Genomic DNA, 16,970 nt, shown 5'->3' with positions numbered 1-16,970 from the left:
CGATGCTGATCTGGGGCTGGCGGACGCGGATCTACGTGCTGGCGATGACGACCTTCCTGTGCGGCCGGTGCGGCAACCCCGCCTCGCACGCCGTGCGCAAGGCGGTCACTAAGTTCACCCTCTTCTTCATCCCGCTCTTCCCGATCAGCGTGAAGTACTCCGCGCAGTGCACGTTCTGCGGGATCGAGAACCGGATCCCCAAGGAGGACGCCGTCCGCCTGCAGGCGCAGGAGGAGCAGGGGCAGGGTGCCCAGTCCGGCTACCCGCAGCAGCCGCCGTCGCAGGGTTTCCCGCAGCAGGGGGCTCCGCAGGGCTTCCAGCCTCCGCACCCCTCGCAGCCGCAAGGTTTTCCGCAGCCGCAGCACCCGTCACAGCAGCAGTACCCGCAGCAGGGTCAGTTCCCGCAGCAGGGCAGCTGAGCGCTCGGTCGCCGTCCTTTTCGGACAACCGGGGCGAGTTCGACTTTTCCGGCATCTTTCGCCGCTCCCGTCAAGCGCCGACCGGCGCGAATCCCGAGGCCCGGCGGGCGATCACGGCCGAGGTCCCGGCGAACCGGCCGTAAACCGCCGCCAGCAGCACCACGTCGACGGCGGCCCCCGCGCCACACCCGCGCGCTGCCTCGCGCAACCCACGCTCCGCGGCCTCGGCGAGCACGACCGCATCAGCCGGCCCGGCACCGCCTCCCCCGGCGAGCAGCTCCTGCAGTGCCCGGACCGCGGCCACCGCGTGCCCGCCCAGCCGCCCGAGCGCCGGACGCACCTCCACCGGCACCCGCCGCGGCTCCGCGACCTCCCGCGCAAGACCACCCATCCGAGTGAGATCCGCGGCGGTGTGGACCGCGGCGACGACCGCCTTCACGTCCGCCTCCCGCGGCGCGTGCAGGGCCAGCAGCGCACACGCCTGGTCCTCGCACGCAGCCCCGAGCGCGGCGACCGCGGCGACGTCTTCCCGCACGCGTCCGCCCAGCGTGTGGTCACTTTCGAGCACGGAACGCGTGGCCCCTTCGAGCGCGATCGCGACCAGCGCACACAGGTCCGCGAGCCGGTGGGCGAGCGTGCCCAGCTCCTTTTGAAACGCCGTCGGCATGGCGGCAGGAAACCAGCCCGGCCGGGTACCGGCATCTCGTCGCCCGGCCCGGAACTGTCGGTCCCCCGTGCTCTCCTCATCGGCGAGAGCGGTGCACCCCGCACCCGGAGGAGAAGGAGGAGCCCGATGGCAGGCGAAACGCTGGTCACCGTGGTCGGCAACCTGACGAGCGACCCCGAGCTGCGGTTCACCCCGGCCGGCGCCGCGGTCGCGAACTTCACGGTCGCGTCCACGCCCCGCACGTTCGACCGCGAGTCCGGCGCCTGGCGCGACGGCGAGGCGATGTTCCTGCGCTGCAGCCTGTGGCGGCAGTACGCGGAGAACGTCGCGGAGTCGCTCGGGCGCGGCGCCCGCGTGCTCGTCCAAGGCCGGCTGAGACAGCGGTCGTACGACACGAAGGAGGGCGAGAAGCGCACCGTGACGGAGCTGGACGTCGACGAGATCGGCCCGGCCCTGCGGTACGCCACGGCGAAGGTGACCAGGCTCAGCCGGGCCGCCGGCGGCGAGGCGACCAGTTCGTGGACGCCGGAGCCGGCGGTCGCGGGGTCGCCCCCGTTCTGAGCCCATCCGGTCGCGTCCTGAGTCCGAACAGCCGTCAACGGGGAGTCGACCCGGGCTCGACCGGCGGCGGTGACGATGGACGCACGCTTCTGGCCGGGCCGTTCCGGATGTGCTGTCGAAATCCCCTCAGCTGGTTCGACGCACGGGTAGGACGAGATCGGACCACGAGCGGGAGGGACCGAGATGAACAGGAACGAACAGCCCGGAACACCGGCCGTGCGACCCCTGGTGAACCACCGGATGCTGGCGATGCTGCGAGCGGTCGGCGCGGGCCGCGGCCGGGTGTCCTGCAGCAGCGAGCCCGACCTGTTCATCGACGGCCTGTCGTGCGGTGACCAGTTCGCGGCCCACGCGCTGGCCCACCAGGGCCTGGTCCGCGCGGCCCGCCCCGGCCTGCCGGGCGAGCTGGTCCCGGCGGTCCTGACGGCCGACGGCCAGGCGATCGTCACGGCGCAGCAGCAGCACCACGCCGCCTGACCCGGCGGCGCGCAGCTTGACAACTCCACAACGCAAACGCGGCCGCGTTGCCCGCCGCCGCCACCGGTCAGCGCGACTCGGGTCGCTGTGGGCCCGGCTCGCGGGTCACGCCCACCGGGGCCGGGTCCGCGTCGCGACTACCGTGGCGGGCATGAGCAACACCGAGGCCGCGCCCACCGAGCTCGCCTGCGGCGACCGGCCCGCGACCGCCGATCCCGAGCACCCGGCCGTCGAGATCCTCACCCCGCGTGAGGTGCCCCTGGGCGGCCCGCGGGCGATGCGGGTCCGGCGGACGCTCCCGCAGCGCTCCCGGTCGCTGATCGGCGCCTGGTGCTTCGCCGACCACTACGGCCCGACCGAAGTGACCGGCGCGATGGACGTCGCCCCGCACCCGCACACCGGCCTGCAGACGGTGAGCTGGTTGTTCGAGGGCGAGATCGAGCACCGCGACAGCCTGGGCACGCACGCGCTGGTCCGGCCCGGCGAGCTGAACCTGATGACCGGCGGGCACGGCATCTGCCACTCGGAGGTCTCGACCGAAGCCGCGAAGACACTGCACGGCGTCCAGCTCTGGGTGGCGCTGCCCGAGCGGCACCGGCACACCGCACGCGCTTTCGACCACTACGTGCCGTCGGTGAACCGGATCGAGGGCGCCGAGATCCGGGTGTTCCTCGGTTCGCTGGCCGGGCGCACGTCCCCGATCCCGACGTTCACCCCGCTCCTGGGCGCGGAGATCGTGCTGGGCCCGGACGCCCACATGTCCCTCGGAGTCGACCCGCGCTTCGAGCACGGCGTCCTGGCCGACACCGGCGACGTCGTCGTGGCGGGCACCCGCGTCCGCCCGGCCGAGCTGGGCTACGTCGGCACCGGCGTGCGCTCCCTGACGCTCAGCAACCGGGGCACCGCGCCGGCCCGGTTCCTCCTGCTGGGCGGGACCCCGTTCGACGAAGAAATCCTGATGTGGTGGAACTTCGTCGGCCGGACCCACGAGGAGATCGCGGCGTTCCGGGAGGCCTGGCAGGCGGAGTCCGACCAGTTCGGCAGCGTGACCGGCTACACGGGCACCCCGGGGCGGCTGCCGGCGCCGGAGCTGCCGGCGGTCCGCATCAAACCGCGCCGGAACCCGGCTTCAGGCCAGGAAGCCGGCCACGGCTGAGACGAACGCGGGCGAGTCGTCCAGCCAGGGATAGTGCGCGGCGCCGGGCAGGACGGTGACCCGCGCGTCCCGGAACAGCGCGGCGAACTCGTCGGCGACGGCCGGGCTGGCGATCCAGTCCAGCTCACCGGCCAGCACGAGCACGGGAGCCTCGACCGCCCCGAGCTCGGCCCGCGTGCGCTCGGGTTCGAAGGCACCATCGGCGTTGTAGACGCGGGCGGCGGCACCGTTGCGCTGGCCGGCCTCGGCGGCCTGGTGCCGCCGGGCGGCGTCGTCCCACCGGCCGTAGTACATCGGGGCCATGGCGGCCCAGTCGGCACTGGTCGCGGTCCGCGCGGCAATGGACTCGTAGGCCGCGGCGGCGGCATCGAACCAGGGAGCACCGGCCCGCCGCGCCATGATCCGCCGCCGATCGGCCACGGACAGCTGCAACCCGACGGCCCGCGGACTGGGCGCGACGAGCACAAGCCGGCGCAGCCGCCCGGGATACCGGGCGGCATAGAGAACGGCAAGACTCGCCCCGGCCGAGTGCCCCAGCAGGTCGAGCTGTTCGAGGCCGAGGTGCTTGCGCAACGCTTCGACGTCCTCGACCTGCCGATCGCACCGGTAGGTCGAGGGATCACCGGGCACCTCGGAGCCCCCGGTCCCCCGCGCATCGAGCACGGCCAGCCGACGCCGGGCACCAAGCCCCCCGAGATCCCCCAGATAGGCCCCGGCCCGCATGGGCCCACCGGGCAGGCAGACGAGGGGCGCACCACCGGAGCCGAAGAGGTAGAAGCAGAGCGCAGTCCCGTCCGGCGCGGAGAAGATCGGCATCCCCGACCCTGACACTCCGAAGGCGGCCCGGGCAACCCTCACCCGAGCACCAACCGGCCCCACACCCGGCGGTCACGCTCGCGCGGCAATTCCGCGCCAGCCCGGCACGCGACCAGGCCAACCCTGGCTCACACCAACCCCATGCCCACCGCACATCACCGGGCTACCCGCACCTGCCCACCACTCGCGGAACCTCGGCTACGCCGGCCAGGCAACCCCACCCGCGCCCGCCAGGCACCTCGCGGCACGTCTGCCGGACGATAATCACGCCAGCCAGCGCCCCAGCCAATCCCGGCGCCCTCACCGCTCCCGCGCGAGATAAGCCTCCAAGGTCGCCAACCGATGTCCCCGCGCGAACCGCTCGACCTCCGCCGGATCGCCCCCGCCCTCGATCAGCTCGAGCAGCCGCTCGTGTTCCTCGACCGACTGCGGCGCCCGGCCCGGCACGGACGCGAACGTGCTGTCGCGGACCGCCGCCAGCCTGGTCCAGCAGCGCTGGACCAGGTCGACCAGGTTCGGGTTGGGGCAGGCGCCGAACAGCACCTCGTGGAACTCCGCGTTCAGCGCCGTGAACGCGAGCGGATCGAACTCGGCCAGGCTCCGCCGCATCCGCTCGTTCAGCGACCGAGCGCGCGCCAACGCCGACGGCGTGAGCAGCGGCGCGGCCAGCCCGGTCGCCGCGCCTTCGACGATCGCCACCGTCTCCATCGCGTGCCGGTACTCCGTAGGGTCGATGGCGATCACCCGGGCGCCGACGTTCCGCTCGAACTCGATCAGCTCCTCGGCCTCGAGCCGGCGCAGGGCCTCGCGCACCGGCACCGCGCTGACCTCGAGCTCGCGGCCGATCTGGTCGAGCACCAGCCGGTACCCGGGCCCGTAGCGGCCGTCGAGGATCCTGGCCTTGATCGTCTCGTAGGCCAGCTGGGACTTCGTGACCGGTCTTCCCGAGGACGCGCTGATCATGTAGGAAACCATATATGGTCCCGCCGACGGACGACGCCCAGGAGGCCGTGCCGATGCCGATTACCCCGCCCGCCCCCACCGCGGCCGACCTGATCGTCGACGGGCTGCGGGCCCACGGCGTCGACACCGTCTTCGGGCTGCCCGGCGTGCAGACCTACGACCTGTTCGACAGCCTCGCCCGCGCGGGCGACGACATCCGGGTCATCGGCGCCCGGCACGAGCAAACCGTGGCCTACATGGCGTTCGGGTACGCCCAGGCGACCGGCCGCACCGGCGTCTACACGGTCGTGCCCGGCCCCGGCGTCCTCAACGCTTCGGCCGCGATGCTCTCGGCGCACGGGGCCAGCGCACCCGTGCTGTGCCTGACCGGTGAAATCCCCCGCGCGTACCTCGGTCGCGGGCTCGGGCACCTGCACGAGATGCCCGACCAGCTGACCACTCTCCGGACCCTGACCAAGTGGTCGGCGCTGGTCGAGCACCCGGTCGAGGTCCCGGACGCGCTGGCGACCGCCTTCCGCGAAGCCGCGGGCGGGCGGCCGCGGCCGGTCTCCCTGGCGGTGCCCTGGGACGTGCTCGGCCTGCGCGCACCCGCCGAAGCGGCCGGTCCGCTGCCGCTGCCCCGCCCGGCCGTCGACCCGGCGGCCGTCGCCGCGGCCGCGGAACTGGTGCAGGGCGCGAAGAACCCGATGATCATGGTCGGCGGCGGTGCCCGGCACGCGGCCGCCGAGGTCCGGGCGCTGGCCGAGCGGCTGCAGGCGCCGGTGGTGCCGTTCCGCGGCGGGCGCGGCATCGTCGGCGACGACCACCCGCTGGGCTTCACCTGCGTCTCCGGCTTCGAGCGCTGGGCGGAGACCGACGTCGTGATCGGCATCGGATCGCGGATGGAGCTGTCCTGGTTCCGCTGGCCGGACCAGCCCGCGGGCCTGAAGACGATCCTGCTCGACATCGACCCGCGGCAGGCGACCCGGCTGGAAGCGGACGTGGCGATCGTCGCCGACGCCGCCGACGCCACGGCCGCGCTGACCGCGGCCGCCGGTCCACAACGGACGGACCGAACCGAGGAGTTCGTGGCGCTGAAGGCGACCGTGGCCGAGCACTTCGCCGATGTCGGCCCCGAACTGGAGTTCCTGCGGGCGATCCGGGACGTGCTGCCGCGCGACGGGTTCTTCGTCGAAGAGATCTGCCAGGTCGGCTTCGCGTCCTACTTCGGGTTCGAGGTCTACTCGCCGCGCACCTTCGTCACGTGCGGCCACCAGGGCACGCTCGGCTTCGGCTACCCGACGGCGCTCGGTGTGCAGGCGGCGTTCCCCGGCCGCCCGGTGGTTTCCGTGGCCGGTGACGGCGGCTTCATGTTCGCGGCGCAGGAACTGGCCACGGCCGTCCAATACGGGCTCAACGTGGTGGCGGTCGTGTTCGACAACGGCTACTACGGCAACGTCCACCTCGACCAGGAACGGCTGTTCGAGGGCCGCGCGCTGGGCGGACGGCTGCGGAACCCGGACTTCGCCCGGCTCGCCGAAACCTTCGGTGCGCTCGGCCTGACCGCGCGCACCCCGGACGACCTGCGCGGCGCGCTCGACAAGGCGTTCGCAGCAGGCCGGCCGGCGCTGGTCCACGTGCCGTGCGAGCTGGGTGCCGGCGCCTCGCCGTGGAAGTACTTGATGCCGAAGTCGGACCGCAGCTAGCCGGCGGCCACGCGCTCGAGCGCGGCGAAGACGCGGTCGAGGTCGGCCGCGGTCGTCCGCCAGTTGCTGAAGGCCGCACGCAGTGCCGGGCTGCCGTCGTACACGGTCGGGGTGAGGAAGGTGGTCCCGTCTTCGGCGATGGCGCGGACGAGGGCGTCGATGCGGTCCTGGGTGACGTCCTCGGCCGGGGCGAAGCACACGACGTTGAGCCGCACCGGCGCGAGCAGCCGCCAGTGGGGCGAACCGTCGAGCCGCGCGCCGAGGTCGCGGGCGAGCGAGACGCAGCGCTCGACGATCTCGCGGTGCCCGTCCCGGCCGTAGGCCACGAGCGAGAACCAGGCCGGGAGGGCGCGCAGCCGCCGGGAGTTCTCCGGCGTGAGGTGCAGGAAGTCCGGGGTTTCGCCGATCTCGCCGAGGTAGGCCGCGTTGTTGCCGAACACGCGCAGCTGCAGGTCGCGGCGGCGGGTGAACTGGACGGCGGAGTCGTAGGGCACGTTGAGCCACTTGTGCAGGTCGACGACCACCGAATCGGCCTGGTCGAGGCCCGCGGTCAGCACCGCGTGCTCCGGCACGAGCGCGGCGAACCCGCCGAACGCGGCGTCGACGTGCAGCCAGAAGTCGTACCGCTGCTTGAGAGCGGCGATCGCGCGCAGGTCGTCGAAGTCGACGGTGTTCACGGTGCCCGCGTTCGCGACGACGACGGCCGGCCCGTCGAGCGATCCGAGCGCTTCGGCCAGCTTGGCGACGTCGACGGCTTCGCGGCCCGGAAGCACCGGCACCTTCCGCAGCGCCGACCGGCCCATCCCGAGGAACGACAACGCCTTCGGGACGCTCGAATGCGGCGAGCCGGACAGCACGGTGACCGGGCCGAGCGCGGCGGCGCCGTCGTCGGACACCGACACCCCGGCGCGCTCGCCGAGCCATTCGCGGGCGATGGCGAGACCGGTGACCGTGGACATCGTGGCGCCGGTGACGAACGCGCCGGAGAACTCCGCGCCGAGCCCGAACAGCTCGGCCAGCCAGCCGACCGTCTCGCGCTCCAGGTCCTGCGCCGAGGAGTCCATGCCGCTGGCGGGGTTCTGGTCGTAGGTGGCGGTGAGCCAGTCCCCGGCCAGCGCCGCCGGGGTCGCGCCACCGGTGACGAACCCGAGGTAGCGCGGCCCGGCGCTGCCCGCGACGCCGGCTTCCCAGCGCTGCGAGAACTCCTCCAGCGCGGCCCGGCCCCCGGCACCGCCGAGCGGCAGCGGCGCCCGGGACACGGCACCGGGCGGGACGGCGGCGGGTCGGTCGGGCAGCCCGGCCAGCGCTTCACCGGCGAGCTTCCGCGCGGCGTCGAGCAGCTCGGGCAGGGAGTTCAGGTCTTCGGCGAGCCTCGGATGCACGGCACCGACGCTAAGTGCCGCGACCAGCGCTGTCGCGGTCCAATCCCCCGAAACTGGTCCGCTCGCCGGCGGCGCGCGCCGCCCGCTACCGACCGTGGAACACGTATCGTTCATCTGTAACGACCGGAATCGCCGAACCGATCATCCAACGGCGCTCCGGACGGCCGGGAGGGGGTGGCGACGTGCTGGTCGTGGTGCAACACCCGGTCGTCGACGTGCGCGGCCTGCTGCCCGGTCCGGACCACCGCATCGACTCGCCGAAGTGGCCGCACCCGCTGCGGGTCCACCCCCGCGGCTCACAGGACGACTGCCGGACGGACTTCATCCGCGGCCTCGGACCGGTCCGGCGGCGGATGCGCGGAAACCCGTCGCCCTGGTTGAACGAGTCGTTCTACGTCGACGCCCGGAACAGGATCGTCCTGTCGAGGATGCGCGGGACGGAACCCCGGCTCCCTTTCCGGGTCCGGCTCAAGCCCTTGTTCCGGCGGTTCTACAGCGACGGTGTCGTCGGCCGGTTCGAGATCGGGTTCTTCTGCGATCTCGACTTCCGGGGGTTGGACCTGGCGACGATCACCTCGGGAGCGCGGACAGCGCTCGGTGTGCTCGCACGGATCCGCGGCGGCGCGGCCGAACCACAACCCCTGGCGCACTTCGGCCAGGCTCTCGCCGGCCACCTGCTGAGCGCCACGACGCGCCGCACCGCCGACGGTTTCACGCCGCCACGCTGGTGGGTTTCGGTCGGCACTCCCGGCGTCTTCCTGGAACTGCAGCAACGCTCGAAGGACGAGCCGCCGCCGGTCCGGCTCTGGCACACCTCGCCCATCGTCACGAACACGCCGGTGTCGTGCTGGACCATCGCCGACTCGGCGGATTCGGACCGTGAGCTCCTGCGGCGGCTGCGCGTCCAGGTGTCGCACCTGCACGCGGACCTGGCGGCGCTGGAGACCGTGCTGGGGTTCTGCCGGTCCGGCCGGCTGGCACCCGGCGCCGGGGTCGAGGATTTCCTCGACGACATGTGCGGCAAGCTGCTGCGCCCGGAACGGCACGGGCTGAGGCAGCGCGAGTACCTGACCGAGGTGATCGACGCGGCGCACGGCTACTACGCCGACCGCATCTGGATGCTGCAGGTGCTGAGCAACCAGGTGTCGAGCAAGGGCCTCGCCCGCAAGCTGACCGATGCGGCGACCATGCTGTCCGAGGCGCTGGAGCGCCCCAGGGGAAACTTCTACCTGATCAACGGAGGAGATCTCGTGCAGGAGAAGAACGAAACCGTCGTCCACGGCTCGGCGGGCGTCGTCGCGTCCAAGTCGACGGTCACCATGCGGGACGTGAACATGGGGACGCAGGGCGCCGACCTCGCGGCGCTCGTGGAGAAGCTCGAGGCGGAAGTCGCCGCACTGCGCGGCAAGGTGACCGACGAAGCCGCCGACCAAGCCGAAGACGCTGTCGCGAGCGTGAACAAGGAACTGGCGGCCAAGGAGCCGGACAAGCCCGGGATGCTGCGTCGGCTCAACGCCCTGGTCGCTCTCGCCAAGGGTGCCGGTGGAGCGGGAACGGCCGTCGCGGCGGCGGTCACCGCGCTGCGGGCGGCACTGGGTCTGTGATCGCCGGGTAGTCCCCGGCCGATGACGGACGACCGGGGAAGCACCGGATCTGCACTCGACGGTGTCGCTCCCCCGAGTGGCCGGTCAAGCGCCGGCGCCATGAGGGGACTGTTACCGCCTACCCTGTACCAGTCGGTATCTCATCCTGGATCTCACACGCAGGCCGACTCTCTCGAGCCGACCTCCGGTCGGGACGCGATGCCCATGCCTTCATCGCCGCAATCGGGCACCCGATGTGCTGTCGATCCCGGCAGGCGTTTCGAACGATAACACGGACTCCCGGTCCCGCCGGGGCGGTCAGCGGCGCCGGAGCCGCCGGACCCGGGCTTCGGCCGGGTCGAACGCCACCCGCCGCAATGGCGCGGCCAGCAGCAGCACCACCGCCATCGCCGACAGCGCGGCGAGGACCATCGCGGCGACGAACTGGGCGGCGCCGGACGTCGCCGTCCCGAGGATCAGGTAGCCGGCCAGCACCAGCGCCACCGGCGCCAGCAAGCCGCAGAGCACCGGGACCGGCGGCACCCGGTCACCGTCGGGGCGGCGGGCGGACACCACCGCCGCCCCGGCGCAGGTGACCGCGGCGACCAGGAGACAGCCGCCGACGGTGTCGCTCAACCGGTGCCAGCCCAGCGCCACGGCCGCGGCCGAGACCCAGGCGACGCCGACCCCGCCGGCGATCAGGGCCTGCAGGCGGAAGCGGCGTGGCAGCACGATCGCGAGCGCGACCAGGACGGCCATCGCCGCGCTGACGTGCCCGCTGGGGAAGCTGTTGTGGCTCGCGACACCGAACCGGTCGCCCGTGCTCGGGCGGTCCAGGACGTACAGCTTGAGCAGCTGCGCCACCATCAGCGGCGCGGCGAGCATGAGCAGGGCCGTCACGCCGAGCGCGAACCGGCGCCGCACCAGGGCGATCACCACCAGCAGCACCGCGACGCCGCCGAGCACGACCACCAGATCGGTGTCCCGGAGCGGGGCCGCCCACTCGACCGTCGCCCCGGCGGACTGGGCGCTGCGGACGACGCCGTTCTCGACGCCGCGCCCGGCCTCCGTGCGGACGAAGAGCAGGTAGGCCGCGACGAAGGCGAGAGCGAACCCGCCCGCGCTCGCCGCGAGCACGGCGGTGCGGGACACGGCCCGGGTCACGAGCGCGTGGCGCCCGGCCGGCGGGGCGGCGGGGCGTACGTCGGAGATGATCACTGCCATGTCTTCGAGTCTGGCTCCGGCATTTCGAGATCCCGTCAGGGCGATGTCATGGTTTTGCTACAAGATCGGCCCGGGTCGCCACGACGTGCGCTTTTCCGAATAATGGCGCCGTGGCCGAGGTACTGGTGGTGGAAGACGACGCGGCGGTGCGGGAAGGACTGCAACTGGCCCTGCGCCGGCAGGGACACGTGGTGCACACCGCGGAGTCGGGTGAGCGCGGCATCAAGGTGCTCGTGCACCAGCATCCCGACATCGTCGTGCTCGACCTGATGCTGCCCGGGATGGACGGCTTCGAGACGTGCCGCCGGATGCGCGCGTCGGGACCGATCCCGATCATCATGCTCACCGCGCGCAGCGACGACTTCGACGTCGTGGCCGGGCTCGAAGCGGGCGCGGACGACTACGTCGCCAAGCCGGTCGAACCCCGCGTGCTGGACGCGCGGATCCGGGCCGTGCTGCGCCGGGCCGTCAGCGAGCGGCCGGGCGAACGTCCTGGTGAACAGTCGGCGCCCGAAGAACGCCACGGCGACCTGGTGATCGACCGGGCCGCGCTCGAGGTGACCAAGCGCGGCGCACCGGTGTCGCTGACCCCGACCGAGCTGAAGCTGCTGCTGGAGCTCTCGCGCACACCCGGGCAGGTGTTCAGCCGCCAGCAGATCCTCTCCTCCGTCTGGGACCACGACTACCTCGGCGACTCGCGGCTCGTCGACGCGTGCGTGCAGCGGCTGCGCGCGAAGATCGAAGACGTGCCGGCGAAGCCGGAACACGTGCAGACGGTCCGGGGGTTCGGCTACCGGTTCGGCCGGTCGTGATCCGGCAGGTCCGCTCGTGGCTCGCCGGGCTGAGGCCCCGGCTGGTCGCCGCCTTCGCGGTCATCATGATCCTCGGCGCCACCGCCGCGGCCGGCGCGAGTTACGTCTCCGCGCGCAACGCCATCCTCAAGGGCATCCAGGACCAGACGATGCTGAAGCTGCGCGACCAGATCGTCGCGTACCTGCCGACCGTGTCGCTGCCGCCGACGCAAGCGACGCTCGACGCGTTCGCGGCGGCGCTCAAGCCGAGCGGCGCGCTGGTCGTCTACCACAACCTGCACTCGACTTCGGGCATGTCGCTGGAACAGGTGCCCGCCGAGCTGCGCCAGACCGTGGCGAACAGCACGTACACCCAGTTCCAGCGCGTCGACGCCCAGGGGTTCCCGCAGTTCTACGTCGGGATCCCGGTGCAGACGGCGTCGGGCACGCCGAGCGGCCTCGAGGTCTTCGCGGGGACATCGCTCGACCAGCAGCAGGCCGCGATCGACGAACTGGCCCGCCAGGCCTGGCTGGTCTCCGCGCTCGCGCTGCCCTTCGCGGTGGGGGTGGCCCTGCTGGCCGCGCGGCAGGTGCTGCGGCCGGTCCGCGCGCTGAACACCGCGGCCGACCAGCTCGGCCGGGGCCGCCTCGACGTGCGGCTGCGGGTCAAGGGCTCCGACGAGCTCGCGCAGCTGGTCACGACGTTCAACCACACCGCGGCGGAGCTGGAGCGCACGGTCGGCACGCTGCGCTCGATGGAGGCCGACGCGCGGCGGTTCGTCGCCGACGTCTCGCACGAGCTGCGGACGCCGCTGGCGGCGATGAACGCCGTCACCGACGTCCTCGACGAGGACGCCGGCCAGCTGCCCGCGGACACCGCGGTCGCCGCGCGGCTGGTGTCGGCGGAGACGAAACGGCTGACCCGGCTGGTGCAGGACCTGATCGAGATCTCCCGGTTCGACGCCGGGCGGGCCGAGCTGCGCCGGGAGGAGCTGGACGTCGCGGCCGCGGTCACCGACAGCCTCGCCGCGCGCGGGTGGGAACCCGGTTCCGAAGACTCCGCGGTGGTCGCCGACCTGCCGGCCGGGATCACGGCCGCGCTCGACCGGCGGCGGCTGGACATCGTCGTGGCGAACCTGGTCGGCAACGCGCTGCGGCACGGCGCGCCCCCGGTCGAAGTGGTGCTGCGGGCGGAGGGTGCCGACGTCGTGCTGACCGTCACCGACCACGGGCCGGGCATCCCGGACGAAGTGCTTCCCCGGATCTTCGACCGCTTCGCCAAGGCGGACACGGCCCGGGCGCGGTCGGAGGGCAGCGGGCTCGGGCTGTCCATCGCGCGCGAAAACGCGCGGCTGCACGGCGGCGACATCCTCGCGGCCAACACCGGTGTGGGAGCCCGCTTCGAGGTGCGCCTGCCCCGGCAGGCCCTGGTCGTGGAGGCGCGGTGAAGAAGCTCTTCGTCCTGGTCGTCCTGCTGCTGGTGAGCGCGTGCGGCGTCAAGCCGACCGGTGTCGTCTCGGCCGGGCCGGCGCCGACGCTGCGGAACCCGGGCAGCAGCGGGCGCGGCACCGACGCGATCCTGTACTTCGTCATCGACGGACGGGTCGCCCCGGTGACGCGGTCGACCGGTACCACCGTGGGGGTCGAAACGGCGCTGTCGATGCTGCTGGCCGGACCGAGCACCGACGAGGCGGCCGACGGCTACTTGACGAACCTGCCGTACCGGACCGGACCGATCGAGCTGGCTCCCGGCCCGAAGGCGACGATCACCTTCGCGTTCCCGCTGAAGCCGATCACCGGCACCGGGATCAACCAGCTGGTCTGCACCGCGTTCGCGGCGCTGGCCGCGCAGGGCGGGTACTCGGTCGACGGCACCATCGCCCTCGTCGGGACGGACGTCCAGCTGCCGTACCAGGCGTGCCAGGCGTTCTGAGCACTGTCTACAGTGGACTGACCGGCACGGTGGCCGAGGCGACGAAGATCGGGACGGCCCGGAAGAACCGACCGGCCGGGGTGCGCCCCGTTCAAGCCGACCTGAAGTCAAGCTCCGGGGTACGGCCGGACCGTCCTGGCCTCCGCCAGCGACCGGGCCCACCAGCTCAGCTGGTCGAGCATCGCCTTCGCCGCGACCGCCGCCGCCGCGTCGGTCGGCGTTCCGTCCTCGCCGAAGCGGGCGTGGGCGCCGTGGAAGCTGACCGTGTCGCGGATCGTCACCGCGTGGAGCTCGGCGAAGACCGCCCGCAGGTGCTCGACCGCGCGCAGGCCGCCCGACATCCCGCCGTACGAGACGAACGCGACCGGCTTGGCCGTCCACTCCGCGCGGTGCCAGTCGATCGCGTTCTTCAGCGAGGCCGGATAACTGTGGTTGTACTCCGGGGTGACCACGACGAACGCATCGGCGGCGAGAAGCCGCGGCGTCACTTTCGCGACCTCGGCGACCACCGCCGCCGGTGGCACCGCGCCGAACGCCGGCAGCACCATCGGGAGGTCGGGCTCGGCGAGGTCGACGACGTCGACCTCGAACCCGCCGTGGTCGCCCGTGACGCCGGCCAGCCAGTCCGCCACCACCGGGCCGAACCGTCCTTCCCGGACACTTCCCACGATCACCGCGACCCGCACGGGAGCTTCGGACACACTTCCTCCTTGGCACAGCGGCGTTGTTGCCGTCCGAGCCAGGATCAGACCTCAAGCTCGCTTGAAGTCAAGTGTCCGGCTGTGATTGGCTGGAAACCATGGTCACCACCAAACTGCCCGAGCTCACCGTCGGCGAACTCTCCCGGCGCAGCGGGGTGCCCGCGTCGGCCCTGCGGTTCTACGAAGACGAAGGCCTCATCCGCAGCCGCCGCACCGCCGGCAACCAGCGCCGCTACTGCCGCGACGCGCTGCGGCGGGTGACTTTCATCCGGATGTCCCAGCGGGTCGGCATGCCGCTGTCGGCGATCCGGGAGGTGCTCGCCCTGCTCCCCGACGACCGCACCCCGACCCGGGCCGACTGGGCCCGGATCTCCCAGTGCTGGCAGCACGACCTGAACGCGCGGATCCGTCAGATGGAACAGCTGCGCGACCAGCTCACCGACTGCATCGGCTGCGGCTGCATGTCCCTGGCCAAGTGCCGGCTCGCCAACCCGGGCGACCAGCTCGGCGTCGAGGGGCCCGGCCCGCGGCGCCTGGCCGATCACCGCGGGGAGGGCTACGAAGACTAGCGGCGCTCCAGCACTCCGCGGACGAACATCGCCTGCCCGGCGTGCTGGATGTCGTCGTCGAGGACGCTGACCAGCCGCACACCCAGCGTCACCGGCGGGTCCCATGCCTCGTCGACGACCCGGTCGAGCGCCGGCTCGTCGAGGTTCTCGAGGTAGCGGACGGTCTGCTCGTGCACCGCGTCGTAGTAGCCGGTGAGCAGGTCCGGCCGGTCGACCCGGACGGCCTCGACGTCGGCCGGGCGGTGCCCGTAGCCGGTGTCGGCCGCCGGGAACGGGAGACCGAACCGCGAAAGCCAGTCCTGGCCGGTCCACACCTGCTCGGTCCCGGCCACGTCCGCGACGTGGTCGTCCTGGACCCGGGTCAGGTGCCACACCAGCCAGGCGATCGAGTTGGCCTCGTCGTCCAGCCGGGCCCGGAGCTGCTCGGCGGTGAGACCTTCCACCGCCGCGTGCACGTTCTCCCGGACCCGGCCGAAACCGTCGACGAGCAGATCGGCCACGTTCATCGACTGCCTCCCGTTGCTGAAGCCGTTCACCGGCGTGCTACCCGATCATGCCCGCCGGCAAACGGTTCCGGCTACCGGGGCAGCAGCTGGTCGAAGAACGAGCGGTAGCGGCGCAGCGCGATCCGCAGCTCCTCGGTGGCCGGTTCGCCCTGCCGCCACTGGCCTTCCAGCTCGCTCTTGTGCTCGGCGAACGTGGTGGCCAGCGCGCTGATCACGGCCGCGACCAGCTCGTCGGCCTGGTGCACCGCCTGCTTCGGGTCGTCGACGAAGCCGGTCTGCACGTTCTGCCAGCGGTCCCGGAAGCCGGTGACCTTGTCCTCGTCGATCAGCGGCTGCGCCTCGACGTCACCGCCCGACTTCGCGGGTGCCTCGACGTCGCCGCCCGACTGGGCGGGCGTGGCGTCGGCGTGGCCGTCATCGGCGGTGGGCTGGGCCGACGCCGAAGCCAGGTCGGCCGTGCTCAGGTTCTGGTCGCCGTCGCGGTCGAGGTCGGTGTCACGATCGGCGTCACGATCGGCGTCATAGCCCTCGTCGACGCCCGGTTCGCGGAAGTCGGCCCGGTCCCCGGGGACTCCGGCGGTGTCCGGCTCGCGGCCGTCCTCATGTCCGGTGAAGTCGTCGTCGTGTTCGGCGCTGTGCCGGGTCAGGTGCTCGGTCATGGTCAGCGTCCTCCGTTCCACTCGGTCCGCGGCTGCGCGGACGCCTGGCGTTCGTCCTGTCCGGTTTCGTGGGTCTCGTGCCGGTCGTCGTCGCGACGGTCGGCGCGGTCACGGTCGTGCCCGTTGTGGTCGTGCCCGTTGCGGCGGTCGTGGTGGCCGTGCTGGTCGTCATCCGCGCCGTCGGTCAGCAGGTCCTCGAACACGGTGCGGTAGCGCACCATCGCGTCGCGCAGGTCCTCAGTGGACGCTCCGTCGCGCTTCTGCTGCGTGGTGTGCGCGGCACGGTAGTGCTCGAGCGTCTTGGCGTGGCGCACCGAAAGATCGGCCACCTGCTGCTCGTACCCCTCGGTGGGATACCCGCGCTCACCCATCAGCGCCACGAGGAGCTGGTCCGCTTCGGAGACCGCGGTGGACGGCTCGTCGACGAACTTTTCCTGTACCTGCGTCCATTCCCGGGCGTAGCGCTCCCGCGCCGACGCCGACAGCGGACGGATGTCGAGCTCCTTGTGCCGGCGCTCGCGCTCGGCGAGTTCACGCTGTGCGGCACGCGGGTTTTCGCTCTCCTCGACCGTCCGGTCATACTCCGGGCCGAACCGCTGCTGCAGCCGCTTGCGCTGCATCTCTTGCGACACAAGCCAAATCACGGCACCGAGCACCGCGATGGCCACGACGACGATCACGACGATCAGCCATGTGGGCATTGCACAAACTCCTTAACGGATGTCGCCCCCGACGCGTCCGGAGTTCCCGCCCACCGGGGCCGGAAACCGTGTTGACCCGCGATTCGGCCGACCGGCCGCGCGGATACGGCCGGATGCCGACCGCGACCCACGGGTGTAACGACGATAACACCAGATGACTAGCGCCGTTACCATCTC

The 16,970-nt window shown here is 72.4% G+C and carries 19 protein-coding genes; 10 read left to right on the top strand and 9 right to left on the bottom strand.

Going from position 1 to position 16,970, the window contains the following annotated elements:
• Nucleotides 1-2 precede the first annotated feature (2 nt).
• Nucleotides 3-419 (top strand): zinc ribbon domain-containing protein, encoded by a 417-nt coding sequence (locus AA23TX_RS29775; RefSeq protein ID WP_155546091.1) that lies wholly within the window; start codon nt 3-5, stop codon nt 417-419.
• 70 nt (nt 420-489) lie between these two features.
• On the opposite strand, the gene AA23TX_RS29770 is transcribed toward AA23TX_RS29775, so the two are convergent.
• Complete coding sequence (locus AA23TX_RS29770) at nt 490-1,086, bottom strand: PhoU domain-containing protein (protein WP_155546090.1); 597 nt, start codon at nt 1,084-1,086, stop codon at nt 490-492.
• Between the two features lie 126 nt (nt 1,087-1,212).
• Here AA23TX_RS29770 and AA23TX_RS29765 point away from each other — a divergent pair, with 126 nt between their 5' ends.
• The 3 genes from AA23TX_RS29765 to AA23TX_RS29755 all read left to right on the top strand — a co-directional run bounded on the left by AA23TX_RS29765 (nt 1,213) and on the right by AA23TX_RS29755 (nt 3,280).
• Nucleotides 1,213-1,647 carry a single-stranded DNA-binding protein gene (locus AA23TX_RS29765; protein ID WP_155546089.1) on the top strand — a complete coding sequence of 145 codons (435 nt, stop codon included), beginning with the start codon at nt 1,213-1,215 and terminating at the stop codon, nt 1,645-1,647.
• A gap of 183 nt (nt 1,648-1,830) precedes the next feature.
• A complete protein-coding gene (locus AA23TX_RS29760) occupies nt 1,831-2,124 on the top strand; it encodes a hypothetical protein (protein WP_155546088.1) in 294 nt (97 codons plus the stop codon).
• 151 nt (nt 2,125-2,275) lie between these two features.
• Nucleotides 2,276-3,280 carry a pirin family protein gene (locus tag AA23TX_RS29755; RefSeq protein ID WP_155546087.1) on the top strand — a complete coding sequence of 335 codons (1,005 nt, stop codon included), beginning with the start codon at nt 2,276-2,278 and terminating at the stop codon, nt 3,278-3,280.
• On the opposite strand, the gene AA23TX_RS29750 is transcribed toward AA23TX_RS29755, so the two are convergent.
• Nucleotides 3,254-4,096, bottom strand: a complete 843-nt coding sequence (locus AA23TX_RS29750) for an alpha/beta fold hydrolase (RefSeq protein WP_155546086.1) — start codon at nt 4,094-4,096, stop codon at nt 3,254-3,256. The two genes, AA23TX_RS29755 and AA23TX_RS29750, sit on opposite strands and share 27 nt — an antisense overlap.
• Before the next feature lie 300 nt (nt 4,097-4,396).
• Nucleotides 4,397-5,071 carry a GntR family transcriptional regulator gene (locus AA23TX_RS29745; RefSeq protein WP_155546085.1) on the bottom strand — a complete coding sequence of 225 codons (675 nt, stop codon included), beginning with the start codon at nt 5,069-5,071 and terminating at the stop codon, nt 4,397-4,399.
• Nucleotides 5,072-5,073: 2 nt separating this feature from the next.
• Here AA23TX_RS29745 and AA23TX_RS29740 point away from each other — a divergent pair, with 2 nt between their 5' ends.
• Complete coding sequence (locus AA23TX_RS29740) at nt 5,074-6,744, top strand: thiamine pyrophosphate-dependent enzyme (protein ID WP_230862762.1); 1,671 nt, start codon at nt 5,074-5,076, stop codon at nt 6,742-6,744.
• On the opposite strand, the gene AA23TX_RS29735 is transcribed toward AA23TX_RS29740, so the two are convergent.
• Nucleotides 6,741-8,126 (bottom strand): pyridoxal phosphate-dependent decarboxylase family protein, encoded by a 1,386-nt coding sequence (locus AA23TX_RS29735; RefSeq protein WP_155546084.1) that lies wholly within the window; start codon nt 8,124-8,126, stop codon nt 6,741-6,743. The two genes, AA23TX_RS29740 and AA23TX_RS29735, sit on opposite strands and share 4 nt — an antisense overlap.
• Before the next feature lie 182 nt (nt 8,127-8,308).
• On the opposite strand from AA23TX_RS29735, the gene AA23TX_RS29730 reads away from it, so the two are divergent.
• Entirely contained in the window at nt 8,309-9,730 is a 1,422-nt protein-coding gene (locus AA23TX_RS29730; protein ID WP_155546083.1) for a hypothetical protein, read from the top strand.
• Nucleotides 9,731-10,027: 297 nt separating this feature from the next.
• On the opposite strand, the gene AA23TX_RS29725 is transcribed toward AA23TX_RS29730, so the two are convergent.
• Nucleotides 10,028-10,933, bottom strand: coding sequence for a phosphatase PAP2 family protein (locus AA23TX_RS29725; RefSeq protein WP_439328779.1), 906 nt, complete (start codon nt 10,931-10,933; stop codon nt 10,028-10,030).
• A gap of 110 nt (nt 10,934-11,043) precedes the next feature.
• Here AA23TX_RS29725 and AA23TX_RS29720 point away from each other — a divergent pair, with 110 nt between their 5' ends.
• The 3 genes from AA23TX_RS29720 to AA23TX_RS29710 all read left to right on the top strand — a co-directional run bounded on the left by AA23TX_RS29720 (nt 11,044) and on the right by AA23TX_RS29710 (nt 13,657).
• Nucleotides 11,044-11,745: a response regulator gene (locus AA23TX_RS29720; RefSeq protein ID WP_155546082.1), complete on the top strand. Its 702-nt coding sequence runs from the start codon at nt 11,044-11,046 to the stop codon at nt 11,743-11,745.
• A 65-nt stretch (nt 11,746-11,810) separates the two neighbouring features.
• Entirely contained in the window at nt 11,811-13,172 is a 1,362-nt protein-coding gene (locus tag AA23TX_RS29715; RefSeq protein WP_439328795.1) for an ATP-binding protein, read from the top strand.
• Nucleotides 13,169-13,657, top strand: a complete 489-nt coding sequence (locus tag AA23TX_RS29710) for a hypothetical protein (protein ID WP_155546080.1) — start codon at nt 13,169-13,171, stop codon at nt 13,655-13,657. Before AA23TX_RS29715 ends, AA23TX_RS29710 begins: the two co-directional genes overlap by 4 nt.
• 107 nt (nt 13,658-13,764) lie before the next feature.
• Here AA23TX_RS29710 and AA23TX_RS29705 read toward each other — a convergent pair whose 3' ends face one another.
• Entirely contained in the window at nt 13,765-14,358 is a 594-nt protein-coding gene (locus AA23TX_RS29705; RefSeq protein WP_155546079.1) for an NADPH-dependent FMN reductase, read from the bottom strand.
• Nucleotides 14,359-14,456: 98 nt separating this feature from the next.
• Between AA23TX_RS29705 and soxR the strand changes: the two genes are divergently transcribed.
• Nucleotides 14,457-14,927, top strand: a complete 471-nt coding sequence (soxR, locus tag AA23TX_RS29700) for a redox-sensitive transcriptional activator SoxR (RefSeq protein WP_155546078.1) — start codon at nt 14,457-14,459, stop codon at nt 14,925-14,927.
• On the opposite strand, the gene AA23TX_RS29695 is transcribed toward soxR, so the two are convergent.
• The 3 genes from AA23TX_RS29695 to AA23TX_RS29685 all read right to left on the bottom strand — a co-directional run bounded on the left by AA23TX_RS29695 (nt 14,924) and on the right by AA23TX_RS29685 (nt 16,793).
• The gene (locus AA23TX_RS29695; protein WP_155546077.1) at nt 14,924-15,433 is read right to left on the bottom strand and encodes a mycothiol transferase; all 510 of its coding nucleotides are present in this window, start codon (nt 15,431-15,433) and stop codon (nt 14,924-14,926) included. The genes soxR and AA23TX_RS29695 overlap by 4 nt on opposite strands.
• 71 nt (nt 15,434-15,504) lie before the next feature.
• A complete protein-coding gene (locus AA23TX_RS29690; protein ID WP_155546076.1) occupies nt 15,505-16,092 on the bottom strand; it encodes a hypothetical protein in 588 nt (195 codons plus the stop codon).
• A 2-nt stretch (nt 16,093-16,094) separates the two neighbouring features.
• Nucleotides 16,095-16,793, bottom strand: a complete 699-nt coding sequence (locus AA23TX_RS29685) for a hypothetical protein (RefSeq protein ID WP_155546075.1) — start codon at nt 16,791-16,793, stop codon at nt 16,095-16,097.
• Nucleotides 16,794-16,970 lie beyond the last annotated feature (177 nt).

It is taken from the genome of Amycolatopsis camponoti (assembly GCF_902497555.1).
GTDB classification, from domain to species: domain Bacteria; phylum Actinomycetota; class Actinomycetes; order Mycobacteriales; family Pseudonocardiaceae; genus Amycolatopsis; species Amycolatopsis camponoti.
The sequence above is the reverse complement of the archived record's forward strand: the minus strand, read 5'-3'. Positions and strand labels throughout refer to the sequence as shown.